Annotated in this window: 17 protein-coding genes; 2 read left to right on the top strand and 15 right to left on the bottom strand. The window is 34.6% G+C overall.

Annotated elements, in window-relative coordinates:
* Positions 1–152: 152 nt before the first annotated feature.
* Complete coding sequence (locus ACFO3N_RS03685) at positions 153–1,583, top strand: rubredoxin (protein ID WP_379795286.1); 1,431 nt, start codon at positions 153–155, stop codon at positions 1,581–1,583.
* A gap of 131 nt (positions 1,584–1,714) precedes the next feature.
* On the top strand, positions 1,715–2,323 hold the full coding sequence (locus ACFO3N_RS03680) for a hypothetical protein (protein WP_379795285.1): 609 nt from the start codon (positions 1,715–1,717) through the stop codon (positions 2,321–2,323).
* Positions 2,324–2,519: 196 nt separating this feature from the next.
* Here the strand turns inward: ACFO3N_RS03680 and moaA are convergent, their stop codons facing one another.
* The 15 genes from moaA to ACFO3N_RS03605 form a co-directional block, all read right to left on the bottom strand.
* Positions 2,520–3,536 carry a GTP 3',8-cyclase MoaA gene (gene moaA / locus ACFO3N_RS03675; RefSeq protein WP_379795284.1) on the bottom strand — a complete coding sequence of 339 codons (1,017 nt, stop codon included), beginning with the start codon at positions 3,534–3,536 and terminating at the stop codon, positions 2,520–2,522.
* A complete protein-coding gene (gene moaCB, locus ACFO3N_RS03670; protein ID WP_379795283.1) occupies positions 3,523–4,437 on the bottom strand; it encodes a bifunctional molybdenum cofactor biosynthesis protein MoaC/MoaB in 915 nt (304 codons plus the stop codon). Before moaCB ends, moaA begins: the two co-directional genes overlap by 14 nt.
* Before the next feature lie 9 nt (positions 4,438–4,446).
* Positions 4,447–4,878 (bottom strand): molybdenum cofactor biosynthesis protein MoaE, encoded by a 432-nt coding sequence (locus ACFO3N_RS03665; RefSeq protein ID WP_035648088.1) that lies wholly within the window; start codon positions 4,876–4,878, stop codon positions 4,447–4,449.
* Positions 4,879–5,043: 165 nt separating this feature from the next.
* On the bottom strand, positions 5,044–6,120 hold the full coding sequence (locus tag ACFO3N_RS03660) for a ThiF family adenylyltransferase (RefSeq protein ID WP_379795282.1): 1,077 nt from the start codon (positions 6,118–6,120) through the stop codon (positions 5,044–5,046).
* A gap of 10 nt (positions 6,121–6,130) precedes the next feature.
* The gene (locus ACFO3N_RS03655) at positions 6,131–6,370 is read right to left on the bottom strand and encodes a MoaD/ThiS family protein (protein WP_379795281.1); all 240 of its coding nucleotides are present in this window, start codon (positions 6,368–6,370) and stop codon (positions 6,131–6,133) included.
* Positions 6,371–6,372: 2 nt separating this feature from the next.
* On the bottom strand, positions 6,373–7,161 hold the full coding sequence (gene cobA / locus ACFO3N_RS03650; protein WP_379795280.1) for a uroporphyrinogen-III C-methyltransferase: 789 nt from the start codon (positions 7,159–7,161) through the stop codon (positions 6,373–6,375).
* A gap of 6 nt (positions 7,162–7,167) precedes the next feature.
* Positions 7,168–7,740, bottom strand: a complete 573-nt coding sequence (locus tag ACFO3N_RS03645; RefSeq protein ID WP_379795279.1) for a molybdenum cofactor guanylyltransferase — start codon at positions 7,738–7,740, stop codon at positions 7,168–7,170.
* A gap of 174 nt (positions 7,741–7,914) precedes the next feature.
* Positions 7,915–8,661 carry a sulfite exporter TauE/SafE family protein gene (locus ACFO3N_RS03640; RefSeq protein WP_379795278.1) on the bottom strand — a complete coding sequence of 249 codons (747 nt, stop codon included), beginning with the start codon at positions 8,659–8,661 and terminating at the stop codon, positions 7,915–7,917.
* A gap of 190 nt (positions 8,662–8,851) precedes the next feature.
* Positions 8,852–10,024 (bottom strand): molybdopterin molybdotransferase MoeA, encoded by a 1,173-nt coding sequence (locus ACFO3N_RS03635; protein ID WP_379795277.1) that lies wholly within the window; start codon positions 10,022–10,024, stop codon positions 8,852–8,854.
* A gap of 163 nt (positions 10,025–10,187) precedes the next feature.
* A complete protein-coding gene (locus ACFO3N_RS03630; protein ID WP_379795276.1) occupies positions 10,188–10,442 on the bottom strand; it encodes a DUF6755 family protein in 255 nt (84 codons plus the stop codon).
* Positions 10,443–10,453: 11 nt separating this feature from the next.
* Positions 10,454–10,966, bottom strand: a complete 513-nt coding sequence (locus ACFO3N_RS03625; protein ID WP_379795275.1) for a Rieske (2Fe-2S) protein — start codon at positions 10,964–10,966, stop codon at positions 10,454–10,456.
* Between the two features lie 10 nt (positions 10,967–10,976).
* Positions 10,977–11,546: a 4Fe-4S dicluster domain-containing protein gene (locus ACFO3N_RS03620; RefSeq protein ID WP_379795274.1), complete on the bottom strand. Its 570-nt coding sequence runs from the start codon at positions 11,544–11,546 to the stop codon at positions 10,977–10,979.
* Positions 11,547–11,563: 17 nt separating this feature from the next.
* Positions 11,564–13,780 carry a molybdopterin oxidoreductase family protein gene (locus ACFO3N_RS03615; RefSeq protein WP_379795273.1) on the bottom strand — a complete coding sequence of 739 codons (2,217 nt, stop codon included), beginning with the start codon at positions 13,778–13,780 and terminating at the stop codon, positions 11,564–11,566.
* Between the two features lie 146 nt (positions 13,781–13,926).
* Positions 13,927–14,976 (bottom strand): MFS transporter, encoded by a 1,050-nt coding sequence (locus ACFO3N_RS03610; RefSeq protein ID WP_379795272.1) that lies wholly within the window; start codon positions 14,974–14,976, stop codon positions 13,927–13,929.
* Positions 14,977–15,006: 30 nt separating this feature from the next.
* Positions 15,007–16,599: a magnesium transporter MgtE N-terminal domain-containing protein gene (locus ACFO3N_RS03605; protein ID WP_379795271.1), complete on the bottom strand. Its 1,593-nt coding sequence runs from the start codon at positions 16,597–16,599 to the stop codon at positions 15,007–15,009.
* Positions 16,600–16,601 lie beyond the last annotated feature (2 nt).

Genomic DNA, 16,601 nt, shown 5'->3' with positions numbered 1-16,601 from the left:
CAAAGCTTTGTGAACTTTGGCAACTTATTATAAAATAAAAAAACTTTGCGAAACTTTGCGAAAAACCTTTGCGAACTTTGCGGTAAAATTTATGTTCAAAGTAAAGCAACTTGAAACCTGAAACAAAGAAAACCTGAAACAAAGAAACAAAAATGGAACTAACAAGATTAATAGTAAAAGGAGGCGTTATTTCGCCAGGAGAACTTAGGGAAGTTGTAAACATCGCTTCGGAAGAAGGTTTAGATTCGATTTCGTTTGGTTCTAGACAAGATATTATTTTTCCGAAAGGATTTAAATCTTTGGATAAAACCACTTTAGGAAAACATCATTTTGTTTTTCCAGATCAAAAAAGCGGTAATAACATTGTTTCTTCTTATGTTTCGACAGACATTTTCAGAAATACCAATTGGCTTACTGGAAATAGATTTTTATATATTTTGGAAGAATTTAAAGAACAACCCAAACTTAAAGTCAACATAACCGATCCGAAGCAGCAATTGGTTCCTTTGTTTACAGGTCATTTGAATTTCATTGCTTCAGAGCATGAAGATTATTGGTATTTATACATTCGTCTTCCAAAATGGGAAAAAATAGAAGTTTATCCTGTTTTGATTTACAGCTGGGATTTGGCTAAAATTTATTACGAAATCGAAAAAATTTCAGAGGAGGATGCAATTGATATCGAACTGCTTTTCTCTTTGGTTAGCGAAGCTTTAGACACCAACAACAGAACAATTGACAAACCATTGAATATTCCCTTTTACCCATTTCCGTATTACGAAGGAATGAACAGAATGGGAATTGATCAATACTGGCTGGGATTGTATTGGAGAAATAATTTATACGATTTGGATTTCCTGAAAGAAATGTGCGATCTATGTTTTGAATGCAAAATCGGAAAAATCTGTATTACGCCTTGGAAATCTTTCATAATCAAAGGAATCCCGAAAGACCGAAAACTAGAATGGGAAAAATTCTTAGGAAAACGCGGTATTAATGTTCGCCATTCGTTATTAGAATTGAATTGGCACTTACCCGTTGCGATGGAATGGGCTTTAAATCTAAAAACTTTTTTGGTTAGAACATTAGATCAATTTGATATCAGTACATATGGATTGAATTTCGGAATTTCAGAATACAATCGTGATGGGCATTATTTTACTTCGATTGTCATCGAAAAAAATGAACTTCCTATAGCTTTAGAATCGATCAAAATCAGAGATACTTATAATGTATTGTTCGCTAAGAATTTCGATCCAAATACTCGCGAATATATTGTGCATTCACAAGATATAGATAAGCTCGAACTGCCAACTATTTTAATTGAATTAAGCCGAAAATATTTTGAAGAACTAGGAAACACAACATCTGAAACCACCGAAAAACAACAGAAAAAAGAAAAACCACAACAGGATATTTACCAATGCCAGGAATGCCTAACGCTTTATAATTCAGAATACGGAGATGAAACTCAGGGAATTCCAAAAGGTCTTTTGTTTGAAAATATTCCAGAAACGTATTGCTGTTCTCTTTGTGAAGCGCCAAAAAGCAATTTTAGAATTTTGGAAACAGTTGAAAATTAATAAGTTCTACTATTTCTGTATTCAAAAATTGCGTATATTTAGCTTAACTAAGAATTTACGTTAAAGCACCATACTTCAAAAGCTTTAAAACCACTTGGTTAAGATCTATTTATTCAATAAAAAATACAGTTATGATAAAAAGAACAACACAATCTTCTGCTGATAAAGCTACCGATGTTCCGGCAGAAACAGCTGTAGAAAGCACTACAGAAATACAGCCAGAAACTAAGACAACAATTAAAAGGACTACTAGAACTGCAGTAAAACCAGCAACTGCCAAAACAGCTACAACAAGAACAGCTGCGGCAAAAGCACCTGCAGCGACTGTCAAAACTGCAGCAAAAACTCCTGTAAGAGCAGCTTCTAAAATAGCACCGAAAGCTACTGTGAAAAAACCTGCAACAACAGCTGCAAAAACAGAACCTATCGTTTCTGAGATTGTAGAAATTAAAACCAATGACGTTGCAGAAAGCAAACCTGTTGTAACTGTTGAAAAAATTGGCAAGGAGAAAAACGACATAAAATCTAAGCTAAAAGCTAAACTTAAAGCAAAAAAAGAGAAAGAAAAGAAAAGAGAAAAAGCGATTAAAGCTGATATCAAAAAATTAGAAAAAGAGAAAAAAGCAAAACTAAAAGCAGCCGAAAAGAAAAAAGAAAAGGCTAAAAAAGCGAAAGCTAAGAAAGTTGCTGATAAAAAAGCGAAAGCTCAGAAAAAAACAAAAGCTAAAAAGAAAAAATAGTTTTGAGAAAGGTTTGACTTTAAAAAAGTTAAACCTTTTTTTATTTTCATTAGCAATGTCACATCCAGTTTGTCATCCTGATTTCTATGATAAAACTAGGCGGAAAAGGCTTCGACTTCGCTCAGCCAGACAAAATTTTTGTCATCCTGAGCGAAGTCGAAGGACTTATAACGATGAGTCACTCATAACTCATAACTTAAAACTCATACCCGCCAATCGCAATCATACTGCGATTGTCAAAGTGTTTTTTAGGATCGTCCATTTCATCCATAGTAACCATTCCTGCGCGGACTTTCTTTTTGTTTTGAATGGATTCTGAAATTAACTCGGTAATCGATTCTCCATTTCTAAAAGCAGTCAGTAAATCGGTTTCTGAATTAGAGAAAAGGCAGTTTTTAATTTTTCCGTCTGCCGTCAAGCGGATGCGGTTGCAGCTGTCACAAAACGGATTTGTAATCGAACTGATGATTCCGAAATCGCCTTGGAAACCTTTAATTTTATAATTTCTAGAAGTGAAATTTTTTTCATCTTCTAATTTCAGAATTTCTTCTGAAGAAAATGGAGTTCCAACTAAAGATAGAATTTCTTGTTGCGAAACCATTTTGCTTCTGTCCCATTCGTTTCCTGCAAAAGGCATAAATTCAATAAACCTAACCGAAATAGGCAAAAACTGAGTCAGTTTTACAAAATCTACAATTTCATTATCATTGAAACCTTTCATCAAAACCACATTTACTTTTACCTGAAAATCATGATTTAAAAGCAAATGCAGATTATCAATTACTTTCTCAAACTGGTTTCTAAGCGTTATAGAAGCGAATTTAGAAGCAACTAAAGTATCTAAACTCAAATTAATTTTTTTGACTTTAAACTGCTTTAAAACATCAATATGGCGATCAACTAAGATTCCGTTTGTTGTCATGGAAAGTGAAATGCCAAGCTCTGATAATTTAGAAACAATTTCAGGAAAATCCTTTCTCAGCAAAGGTTCACCGCCTGTTAATCTTATTTTGTCAACACCATTTTTCACGAAAGTTTCGGCAATTGCAAAAATCTCATCGGCCGTCATTAAACTGGCTTTTGGAGATAATGCGATTCCATCCGCTGGCATGCAATACGTACAACGCAGGTTGCATTTTTCCAGCAGCGAAATGCGCAGATAATTATGCTTGCGCCCAAAACCATCCGTCAAAATAGTGTTAGAGGCTGTCATGATTTTTTCCTTTTAAAATATGAAAAACGTGCATTACATGCGGAAAAACAGCATCCATAGATTCTCTAACGCCATTTGTCGAACCCGGCAAAGCCAAAACTAGACTTTTACCCAAAGTTCCCGCAACACTTCTAGAAAGCATTGCATACGGCATTCTCTGCTGGCCGTAACTGCGAATGGCTTCTTCGATTCCTGGAATTCTACTTTCTAATAATGGTTCTAAAGCTTCTGGCGTAACATCTCTTGGAGATAATCCAGTTCCGCCTGTAAAAATGACCAGCTGATTATCTTTAGCGAAAGCTTTTGTTTTTTCCTGAATAACATCTAATTCATCTGGAATGATTTCATAATGAGAAGTTTCAACTCCGTAAGAATCCAGTTTTTCTACAATTGTTTTTCCTGAACGATCTTCTTTATCGCCTGCAAAAATCGAATCGGAACAAACGAAAACTGCCGCTTTAATTACATTCGGAAATTTATTTTTGAAAGACGATTTTCCGCCTTCTTTATTAATTAATTTGATAGTCGAAATTTCGATTTCCTTGTCAATTGGTTTTAGCATATCGTACATTGTCAATGCCACAATTGACGCGCCGTGCATGGCTTCAACCTCAACTCCCGTTTTGTAAACAGTTTTTACTTTAAAAATGATATGAATGTCTAGACCTTCGATATTGTATTCTACAGAAGTAAATTCAATTGGAAGCGGATGACAATCTGGAATAGACAAATGGGTGTTTTTTACCGCAAACAGTCCAGCCGTTTTTGCCATTTCAAACACGTTCCCTTTTGGCACTAAATTGTTGACAACAGCATCAATTGTTTCTTGCTTGCTGACTTTTACAATTGCGGTTGCTGTTGCGACTCTTAAAGTGCTTATTTTATGCGTAATATCTACCATTATAATTTCTTAGGTATTTTGTTTCCAAGTGAATGTATCGTTTTCAAACATTTCTTTGCCAAAAATCGGAACATCGGTTTTAATCCAATTTACAATGGCTTCTGTTGCTTCATAAACTTGCTTGCGACGTGTTGCCGAAACAAAAACAAATAGACAGATTTCGCCCGCTTTTACAACGCCTAAACTGTGGTAAATGTGCATGCAGGTTAAATCGAATTTAGCAAAAGCTTTTTCTCGAATTGCGTACAAAGCTTCATTCGCCATGTCTGTATACGCCGAATAATCGATTGCTACAACCGTATTGTCGTGAATAACATCGGCACGGACTTGCCCTAGAAAAATATTATGCGCTCCAATCGTATGTTTTGATTGATGTTTAGCGATTGATTCCGCTATAAATTCAGGAGCAATTGGTCCTTCTACAAATACATTTTTACTCATTTTTATGTTTTTTTTGCCACAGATTACACAGATTAAAAGGATTTCTTTCTTTTTCTTTTGTCAGGCTGAGCGAAGTCGAAGCCCACGTCCAATTGGAACTCCCTTCGACTTCGCTCAGGGTGACATGCTAACTTATAATCCTTTTTAATCCTTAAAATCTGTGGCCTATAAATTTATCTCCGTTTCTAATAATTGTTTCATCGCTAAAGCACCACCAGCAATGCTTTTTATATTTTTAAATTGATGTTTTTGAAGCAATTCAACTGCTATTTTACTTCTGATTCCAGATTGGCAAAAAACGTAAATAGTTTGATTTGAATTCAGTTTTTTAATTTCGTTTTCTAGATTCACCAACGGAATCTGAAGACTGTTTTTCAAATTTATTTTAGGTTCTTCATCTACATTTCGAACATCTAAAAAAAGAACCTCATCATTTTCTATTTCATTTAAAAGAAGTTCAAATTTTATTTCTTCTATTTGATTTTCAGATGAATTGTATTTATGTTTGAAATCTTCTTTGCTCATTTCTAATTCTGAGCTTTTTTCGAAATCATATTTCTGTTGCTCATTTTTCAAAACATTATAAACTAGAATCTTTCCGCTCAAAACTTCTCCAACTCCAAGAATCATTTTTATGACTTCATTGGCTTGAAACATTCCGATAATTCCAACCGAAACTCCTATTACACCAGCATCTTCGCAATTTAAAGCACTCTTATTTTCATCTGGATACAAACATCTATAGGTTGGACCATTTTGATAATTGAAAACTGAAACTTGTCCCTGAAATCTAAAAATAGATCCATAAACCATTGGCTTATTGGTTGCGAGGCAAGCATCATTAATTAAATATTTAATTGCAATATTATCTGTTGCATCAACAATAATATCGTATTTTTCAAATAAGAAAAGTGCATTTTTTCCAGACAATTTCTCTGCAAAAACATTTACTTTAATAAGCGGATTCAGTTCTAAAATCATCGCTTTCGCTTCAGCCGCTTTTCCCTTTCCAACCGCCAAACTTTTGTAAATTACTTGTCTATGAAGGTTCGAAATTTCGATACAATCATCGTCAACAATTCCGATTCCCCCTACTCCTGCACCTGCCAAATAAGGCAGAATTGCGGCTCCTAAACCTCCAGCACCAATAACCAGAACTTTAGCTTTCAGCAATTTGTACTGGCCAATATCTCCTATCTCAGGAAGTATCATTTGTCTGTTATATCGTGAAGTTTCGCTCATAGGTTTCGTTTTATCCTCCGGCAAATGGTGGCAATAATGCTACAATATCACTGGTCTGTAAAGTAAAATCTGAAGTTTTGGAAACTATTTTCTGATTTACAGCAACGCTAAAAGTCAGTGATTCAAACTCATATTTCTCGTTTAAATCCTGTAATAATTGCTGTAATGATAATTCTTCCGAAAAAGATAATTTTTCGAATTCACATTTTGTTTTTTCAGCAACAGCTCCAAAATATTTAACCTCGATCATTTTTATAAATTTAAATTCTGAAAAATAAATTCGTCTTCAAAGTGTTCTTGAAAATACGAAATCCAACTTGATGTATTTCTCACTACTTCGCCAATCACAATAATGGCAGGCGATGATATATTTTTTTCAGCCACCAATTTAGTAATTGTATTGATAGTTCCAATTACTTTTTGCTCTGAGTTTTTTGTTCCATTCTGGATAATCGCAATGGGCAGATCGTCATTTCTGTTTTGCTGATAGATCGAAATGATTTCGTCTAATTTATGCATTCCCATTAAAATAACCACCGTTGCTGCCGATTTTGATGCTAACAAAATATCTTTTGACAATTTGTGGTCTGAGGTTGTTCCTGTAATAACCCAGAAACTTTCGGCAACTTTACGCTGTGTCAAACTGATTCCTACTGAAGCAGGAACTCCTAAAGCAGATGAAATTCCAGGAACAATAGCCGTTTCGATTCCGAAATCTTCTGCAAATTCTATTTCTTCACTTCCTCTTCCAAAAACAAACGGATCACCGCCTTTTAAACGTACAACATGTCCATAACGATTTGCCATAGAAACAATTAATTCGTTAATCTGGTCTTGTGTGTATGCGTGACAGCCTAAACGTTTTCCAACAAAAACAATTTCTGCATTTGATGCATATTCCAGTAATTCTTCGTTTACTAAAGCATCGTACAAAACCACATCGGCACTTTTTAAAGCTTTAATTGCTTTTATAGTAATCAATTCAACGTCGCCAGGACCTGCGCCTACAATCGTCAATTTTGGTGTTTTTAAATTTCGCATAGTCTTTTAAGTTAAATTGATATTCAGGTCGTTTAACTCGTCAGCCGAATTAATATTGGTAAAATGAAAGTTCTCGCTTTCTTCTATGTTGATAATCTGATGCGGCAGTTTGGCTAGCAGATCCATCATTTTTAATTCATTAGAATCAATTGCTTCTTTTATAACTGGAACAATATTTTTTGAATAAATTCCGATTAACGGATGGGTTTTACTTTCGGAAGCAAAAACTGTAATACCTGCTTCTTGCGTATGTTTTGAAATTAATTCCTGCAATAATTCGGTTGAAATTAACGGAATATCACAGCTTAAAATCAGATTAAATTCGGTTTCAGAATGTGATAAAGCGGTGTAAATTCCTCCCAGCGGCCCTTTGTCTACAACTAAATCCTGTATTTTTTGATAGGGCAAATAATCATATTCTTTTGATCCCGTAATCAGCTTAATTTGATTTGTTATGGGCAAAATCGCCTGAATGATATGTTCTATAAATGGTTTATCTTGAAACAAAACCAATCCTTTTTCTGACTGCATTCTGGTGCTTTTTCCTCCGCAAAGAATAAATACTGTTAGTGTTTCCATGGTCTTTTTTGTTTCAGGTTTTTAAGTTGCAATGAGTTTTTTTTACCGCAAAGTGCGCTAAGTTTTTTATTCATTTAACTTTTAAATTAAGTTCGCAAAGCTTTGCGAACTTTACTATTTCAAAAACCGCTTTTACAAAACCTTGCGTGCTTTGCGGTTAAATTCAATTTATTTTCAGGGAAAGATCAATTTAACGCTTGCCATTAAAATCACTGTTCCTAATACCATTTTTAATGTTCTGTTGGAGAAAGATCCACTTCCGTAAAAACCTCCTAACATTCCTCCTACTACAGCAATTGGAACGAGATAAAAACTTTCCATCGGAATTGTTTTTCCTCCTAAAAAGAATCCCATCATTCCCGCAAATGAATTCACAAAAATGAATAAACTCGATATTGCTGCCGATTCTTTTACTGATGCCCATCCTAAAAATAATAGAATCGGACTTAATATAATTCCACCTCCAATTCCCAGCATTCCAGATAATAACCCGATGGTAAAACCAATTGCCAAAGCAAATGGAAGATTTATTTTTACTTCTTCTTTTTCTTTAAAATTAAAAACTCCAAACAATCTCAAAGCCGCAAAAACCAATACAATTCCTAAAACAATTTTATAAATCGTATTATCTAAGGTTATAAAACCGCCAATAAACGCCGCTGGAATCGATGCTATCGCAAACGGGTAAAAGAGCTTTGGTTTGAAATAATTGTTTTTATAATAAAACAAAAACGAAATACTCGAAACAAACAAATTCAACAGCAAAGCCGATGGTTTCATTACAGAAACTGGAAAAGCAAAAATGCTCATCAATGCCAAATATCCCGATGCTCCGCCATGCCCTACGCTTGAATATAAAAATGCAATTATAATTAAGGCAAAACTGAATAATAGTATATTTTCGGAAGTTAGGAGACTCATGTATTTTGTTTTATTTGTTTCAAGTTTAAAGTTTCAAGTTTATTGCTATGTGTTTTTATTTATATAGCGCTTTTCGTTTTTTATCCAAAAATCTTTATTCTTTATTCTTTATTCTTTATTCTTTATTCTTTATTCTTTATTCTTTATTCTTTATTCTTTATTCTTTATTCTTTATTCTATCTATAAAACTCTAATCAATTGGTAGAATCGTTACCAACTCCCCTTTTTTGATATTTTCAACATCTTCTGGCACTATTACTAATCCGTTCGCGACAGCAAAAGAATTTAGCATTGCAGAACTTTGTCCATCTAAAATTTCAACACTTATTTCATTATATAATGCTTTTAAAAAGAGTGTTTTACCTGTGTTATTTACGATGTCGTTGTCTAATTTTCGAACAATCTTTAACAAATTTGTATTAGAAAATCCCATTCTGTTTTTGACTGCTGAATATACATAAATATAAAAATTAGTCAGAGACGAAGCGGGGTTTCCAGGAAGCGCAAAAACCAAAGTATCTTTTTTAGAACCAAAAAACATTGGTTTTCCAGGTTTTTGATTAATCTTGTAAAAAAGCTCTTCTACTCCATTTTTCAACAATGCTTCTTTTACAAAATCATAATCCCCAACAGAAATTCCGCCAGATATAAGCACAATTTCATTCTTTTTCAGAATAAACTGCAATGCTTTTTTTGTTGCTTTTAAATTGTCTTTAACAGTATGAACTTTAATTTTATTAATTCCAATGGTCTGCAGTGCAGCTTGAAGCATTAAAGAGTTACTTTCGTAAATTTTACCTTTTGAAAGTTTTTTTCCTGGTTTTACCAATTCATTTCCTGTGACTAAAATAGCCACTTTTGGTTTTTTATAAACTGTTATTTCTGTAATTCCTAAACACGCTAAAAAACCAATTGCCGCCGGCGTAATCAATGTATTAGCTTCAAAAACAACATCATTTGCTTTTATCTGTTCGCCTTTGTTTCTTACATTGGCAAATGGTTCTGGCATTTTTGCAATCAAAATTGAATCTTCGCTTGCCATGACATGTTCCTGCATAACCACGGTATCTGCATCATTAGGAACATAAGCACCAGTAAAAATACGAACAGCTTCTGTCGGTTTCAATTTGAAATTGGAATGATCTCCAGCTTGCGAAATACCAACAATATCATATTGATGTCGAATGCCGTGCTTAAATGCGTATCCGTCCATAGCGGATTGGCGAAATGGTGGCATATTGATTGGAGAAATTACTTTTTCTGCTAAAACATATCCCAGTGCTTTGCTGACAGGAATACTTTTCCAAGGCATTTTAGTACTATTCGCTTCAATAATTGCTATGGCTTCTTCAACTTTAATCATTATAGGTATGTATTAAAAAGCAAAAAATACTTATCACAAATATAAGTACTTTTACTTAGTTTGAATTATTAATAATCTTAATTCTTTTAAAAAATATAAATTTAATGCATTTACCGTTAATTGATTTAGAAAAAACCAAAATATCTTTAAGAAATTAAGGATTTTATTTTCTTTCTTTTTTGAAATTTCCCTTAGGAAGATAATACAACCATGAAAAACCAATAAGAAACAGGATTGCCGAAGCGATAAATGCTGGTATTAAAATTTCTTTATTGTTATCTAATGCATTATTTAGAGAAGCATACAAAAGCCATATTTGTATACTGACGTTTAAAATTAAAATAAATATAAGTGTTGAAAGTATGTTATTCAACTTATTGGGGTTTGAATTGTTCTGGCCTGTTCTAAAATTACTCATATCTTTATTTTTTAGCTATCCTTTTTCTCAATAAATGCTTTCACAAAAACAGCATTTTCTTTAAAAATCACTTCTAATTGTGGCAAAGCTCTTGGCGGTGGTCCTGCGATTACGTCTCCCGTCATGGCATCAAATGAACCTTCGTGACAAGGACAATGTATAATCCCGGTTCCGGGCTTGTAGAATACGGAACAAGAAAGATGTGTACACTTTTGTTCGTATGCTTTAAACTCACCATTTTCTAAGTGAATCAAAATATACGGAATCGTACTTCCTTCCAAAACAAAACCTCTTGTACCGCCTACAGGAACATCTTCTTTATTGCAAATAAAATGCTCGCCCTGAACTTCTTCTTTTGGCAATAAAAATGCTTTTGCAGTTACAAAACCGCTTCCAACCATTAATCCGCCAGAAACAAAAGTTAAAAATTTAGCAAAATCGCGTCGGCTGACTTGAGTTGATTCTTGTTTTTTTATTGGAAAATCTTTTTTCCAGTTTTGATTTAAGTTATCTTCTTTAGACATGACTCGATATTTAATAAATTCTTAATTCTGTACTTCCTTTTGGCATCATAATGTTGACTTTAGTCTTAACTTTCTCTTTGCCAAAAATGAAATTATTAATTGGTGTGCTATTGGGTCTCATTTCTTCTATTTCATTTCTCGTTCCGTAAAACAAAGCCCCACTTGGACATACGGTTGCACACATTGGTTTTTTGCCCACACTTGTTCTGTCGTAACACATTGTACATTTCATCATCAAATCGTATTCTTCGACTTTTTTTGGAACCCCAAATGGGCAGGCCATTACACAATTTGAGCAGCCAATACATCTTTCTGTATTGGCAGTGTGCACGACTCCAAATTCGTCCTGAGAAATAGCATCTGCAGGACAAACATTGGCACAAACCGGATCTTCACAATGCATACAAACCTGCACTGTGGTTTGAATTGTGGCAGCACGATCAACATAATTTACACTGATCAAAGTTTGCTGACCATTTGTTTCACATTCAGCACAGGCCATTTCACAGGCTTTACAGCCAATGCAGCGTTGCATATCTACAAAAAATTCCTCGCTGGTATTAAAATTGGTTAAATTCATAAGTTCTTTTTTACAGATTAAACGCTTGCATATGCATCAGATTCTTTCGAAGGCGGAGCCATTGTTCCCAGTGGTTCCAATTGGCACGCACAAACTTTAAATTCGGGCATTTTAGAAACAGGATCAAGCGTAGCAATAGTTAATTGATTTGCTGATTTTATTCCTGGCCAATGATACGGTACAAAAACAGTATCCTGTCTAATTGTTTCTACAATATTTGCTGGAAAAATTCCTTCTCCTCTTCTTGTTGATACCTTCACTAATTCTCTTTGTTTTATTCCGTATTTTGCTGCCAGATCTGGATGAATTTCTACAAATGGTTCAGGAAATTGATCTACTAATTTTCCAATTCTACGGGTTTGCGTTCCGCTTAAATATTGAGAAACCACTCGCCCAGTAGTCAAAGTAATCGGATATGCATTATCTGTCACTTCACTTGGCAATCTATAAGGCGCTGGGTTAAAATGCGCTTTTCCATCTGGAGTTTTAAACTTTTTATCTTCCCATAGCCTTGGAGTTCCTGGATGGTCTTCTGTCGGGCAAGGCCAAAAAACTCCCATATTATCTTCTACTTTTTTATAAGAAATTCCGAAATAATCTGCTGTACCTCCTTTCGAAGCCACACGAAGTTCATTAAAAATGGCTTCGCTATTGTCATAGGTAAATTTATCTTCCTCTCCCAGTCTTTTGGCAATTTCTAATAGTATGGAAGTATCTGTTCGTGCTTCTCCTGGAGGCGTTACAGCTTGTCTAACTCTTATAACACGTCCTTCTGCAGAAGTTGTAGTTCCTTCTTCTTCTTCCTGTAAAGAGCCTGACAAAACAATATCGGCATGGCGGGCAGTTTCATTTAAAAAGAAATCGATACAAACATAAAACTCTAACTTTTCCAGCGCTTCTCGCACATAACTATTATTTGGAAGAGAAACTAATGGATTAAAACAAATTGAAAGCAAACCTTTTATTTCTCCTCTATGAATAGCATCAATTATTTCATAAGCCGAAAGTCCTTTTCCAGGCATATCTTTTTCATCAATACCCCAGACTTCAGATATGTATTTACGATGTTCGGGGTTTTCTATATCTCTATTTCCCGGCAACTGATCGCATTTATGACCGTGTTCTCTTCCTCCCTGTCCATTTCCTTGTCCGGTTATTGTTCCATATCCACAATACGGTCTTCCAATTCTCCCTGTGGCCAAAACTAAATTTATACACCCTACCACATTATCTACTCCTTTAGAATGCTGTTCGATGCCTCGAGCATGAAGTAAAAAACTTGTCTTAGCTTTACCCCATAATTCTGCTGCTTCCTTAATTTTGTTTTTATCAATGCCTGTTATTTCCTCTGCCCATTCTAATGTATAATCTTTCACAGCGTCTATCGTTTCCTGAAAACCTGATGTGTAATTATCTATAAAATCATGATCTAGCATGTCGTGATCTACCAAATATTTCAACATGGCACCATACAAAGCAGAATCTGTTCCGGGTCTTATATCCAAATGAATGTCTGCTGTTCTAGCTAGCGGAATCATTCTTGGATCAATTACAATTAATTTGGCACCACGGTCTCTTGCTTTCCAAATCCAGTGTGTTAATGTTGGAAAAGTTTCGCTGATATTTGCTCCTGTCACAATAATAACTTCGGCATATTCCAGATCTGAATAATTATTTGAAGCACGATCTAAACCAAAAGCTTTTTTATTGCCCGCACCAGCGCTCACCATACAAAGTCTTCCGTTATAATCTAGATTCTTTGTTTTAAGGGCTACGCGCGCAAATTTTCCGACCAGATAACTTTTTTCGTTACTCAGTGATACTCCTGAAAGCATTGAAAAAGCATCTTTTCCATATTTTTCCTGAATTCGTTTTATTTCCGCAACAGTTTTATCCATTGCATTATCCCATGATATCTTTTCAAAACCTTTTCCTTCAACTCTTTGTATAGGATGTAAAAGTCGGTCAGGGTGATTGTTCTGAAGATAACGTTGTACACCTTTTGGACACAAACGACCTTCGTTAAAAGGAAATTCCATCCAAGGTTCAAAACCAACCACCTTATTTTCTTTAACTAATAATTGAATACCGCACTGCATTCCGCAAAAACAACAATGTGTTTTTACAACCTCATCTGGTTCATCTCTTCCTTCATAACCGTCAAGAGGCGCGTAATTTTTATGAGGTCCGAAAACTTCTATTATTTTTTCTGCTGATACTGGTAATTTTGCCATGCTTATTTTGTTTTTTTGTTTAAAGTTTCAGGTTTCAAGCTATCCACAGATTGTACAACTTGGAAACCTAAAACAGGAAACTATATTTTTATTTGAAGTTTGAAGTTTCGCACAAACTTGAAGCGTTAAACCTGAAACTTTTTAAATTATCCAAATAACTTACCTCCCTGCGATCTGGCTCTTAAATGTGCCTGAGCTAATCTTGATCTTTTACCTTCTGGACTTAAATCAAGATGAGAAGTTCCGTCTTCATGTGTAAAATCAAATCCCAACTGATTGGTCACTATTTTTAAATCATCAATATGAAGTTTTGTTGCGAACTCTTCTCCTGTGTGCGGACAAACGGCCATTCCTTTTTTAATGCCCTCCTGTTTGTAAATGTGTGCACCAATTTGTGCCGGACGCTGAATAATGTGGAAGAATTTTCCAAAGGGAATCCAAATCAAAAACATGATAACTGTTACGGCATGAATTACAGCTAAGAAGTCATAAGCAAATCCTTTCATAAACTGATAGGAATACGTCAGACATAAACCCGTTACTGAAATTGCAATCAATAAAATTAGAGGTAGCAAATCGCCTTCAAAAGTTTGTGTTGCAATTAATCCCGGATTGGTTAATCTTCTTCTTAAGTAATAAACCGAGCCAATAATTACAAGCCATGAAGACCAGTTTAAGGCATGAAATATTAAGAATGCAAGAAACGATCCTATTTCAAAATCCATCATTTTAAATCCGAAAAAATGTGCTTCGTAAATCGAAATAGAATTAGGAGCCAATGTAAAATGGATCCATCCAAATGTAAGCGGTATTGTAATGGCAAAAGCCGACAGACAACCTAATGCAATACAAAAATGCGCAAACCAGCGATATTTACTTCTCGGATAAATAAATTTCTGAACGACAATATTCTGCACCGATTCTTTTCCTAAAAACCATAAATGAGAAAATACTCTTCCAGTAAATAGAAATTTTATACTTCGTTTAAAGTACATCCATGTTGGAGGACGCTGCAGCCAAACGGTGTATCTGTAAACGATTCCGAAGAAGGCGAATATCGTTCCAAAAAGGTATGTTACAAGTGCTGCATCAAAATTTTGTAATTCTCTCGAACCATAAAATACAAACACAACAGTAAGTATAGAAACAGCCGAAGCGACCAGCAAAGCTTTCGTGTTATATGTTTTGTTTTTCATCCTTAATTAAAAATTTATTGGTTAGTAATTTTAACTTGGTTTTTCGCAATTTTTACGATTATAGAACCACCAGTTAATAGCTGTAGCTAAAAGGGTAAAAAGACAAACACCAATAAAAAACTGATTTACAGTACCATTTGCTGAAATATTATTGCCTATCAATTTAGAAAAGATAAAAGGTCCAAAAGCAGCAATAGCAGCCGTCCAACCAATTACTCCTGCGGCCTGACGTGGGTTTTCTTTAAAAATAATTGGATATTGTCTAAATGTTCCTGCATTTCCAATACCTGTAAAAAAGAACATTCCTAAAATTACAGTTACAAAAAGCGGAAATTGATCCATACTTGTCGGCGCTACCAAACCTTGTGTTACTAAAAGTATTGATCCTGCTAAAATTCCCATGCCTGTTATAGTCGTTAAAATAGCACCTCCTACTTTATCGGCCACAAAACCGAAAGCTATTCTGCTGGCAGAACCAATTAATGGGCCATAAAATGCATATACCAAAGGATCTGGTGCATTGGGAAAATCTCCATATAAAAATTTAATCATAAGAGGAAATGCTGCAGACAAACCGGCAAATGTCCCAAAAGTCATTACATAAGTAATTGTACAGTACCAAGTATGTTTATTGGAAAAAATATCTAATTGCTCTTTTACAGAAGCTTTCATCGGAATACTTTTCAAATAAAACCAGCTTACAAATGCCATAATTATTAAAAATGGCGCAAACCAAAATGCAGCAGACTGTAGATAAATTGGTTTGTTTTTAACTGCTGGATTCTCGGGACTAATATTGTTCAGTATTTTTTCAGCTAATTTTGGGTTAGCATTTGCAATTGCTTTTGCCTTTGTCTTAATTGGAAGTGACGAAAAAATAACTGCATTATCTTGAGAATTAACTGCCGTGCTAACAGAATCTACAATATTCTTTTTCACATTAGATAAGATTCGAGCCTGAACTTCTGTGTCCAAAGAAGCAAAAACTTCTTTTTGTTTCTGCACCGATGAATTTTCAAATACCGTTATGGTTTCTTTTGGGTCAATACTCGTAAATACCGTTGAAGCTCCAAAAATTCCAACACTAATTACTAAAGGCGTAACGAATTGTGCAAGAGAAACTCCAAAGTTTCCAATTCCTGCCTGAATTCCAAGAGCAGTTCCTTTTAGTCTTTGTGGAAAAAACAAACTTGTACTTGGCATATAGGAAGAAAAATCTCCTCCGCCAAAACCTGTTGTAAATGCTAAAACTGCAAAAACCCAAAATGGCGTATTTACATCCATAATTGCAAAACCAATTCCGATTACGGGAATTAATTTAATTGCTGTTGCAAAAGATACAATGTGACGAGTTCCAAATATTGGAAGCAGAAAGGTGTGAATAATTCTTAATAACCCTGCCGCCAACCCTGGAATTGCAGTTAACCAAAAAAGCTGATCTTTAGAAAAACTAAATCCTAATCCTGGCAATTTTACTGCAATAACACTCATCATAAACCAAGAAGCAAATGATAATGTTAAAGTAATTGTTGTTATAATTAAAGTTCTCCATGCTATTTTACTTCCGTCAGAATTCCAATATGCTTCATCTTCTGGGTTCCATTTTTCTAACCAAGTTTTCATCT

Source organism: Flavobacterium chungangensis, assembly GCF_042654045.1.
Taxonomy (GTDB): domain Bacteria; phylum Bacteroidota; class Bacteroidia; order Flavobacteriales; family Flavobacteriaceae; genus Flavobacterium; species Flavobacterium chungangensis.
This window is presented reverse-complemented; position numbering and strand designations above follow the sequence as displayed.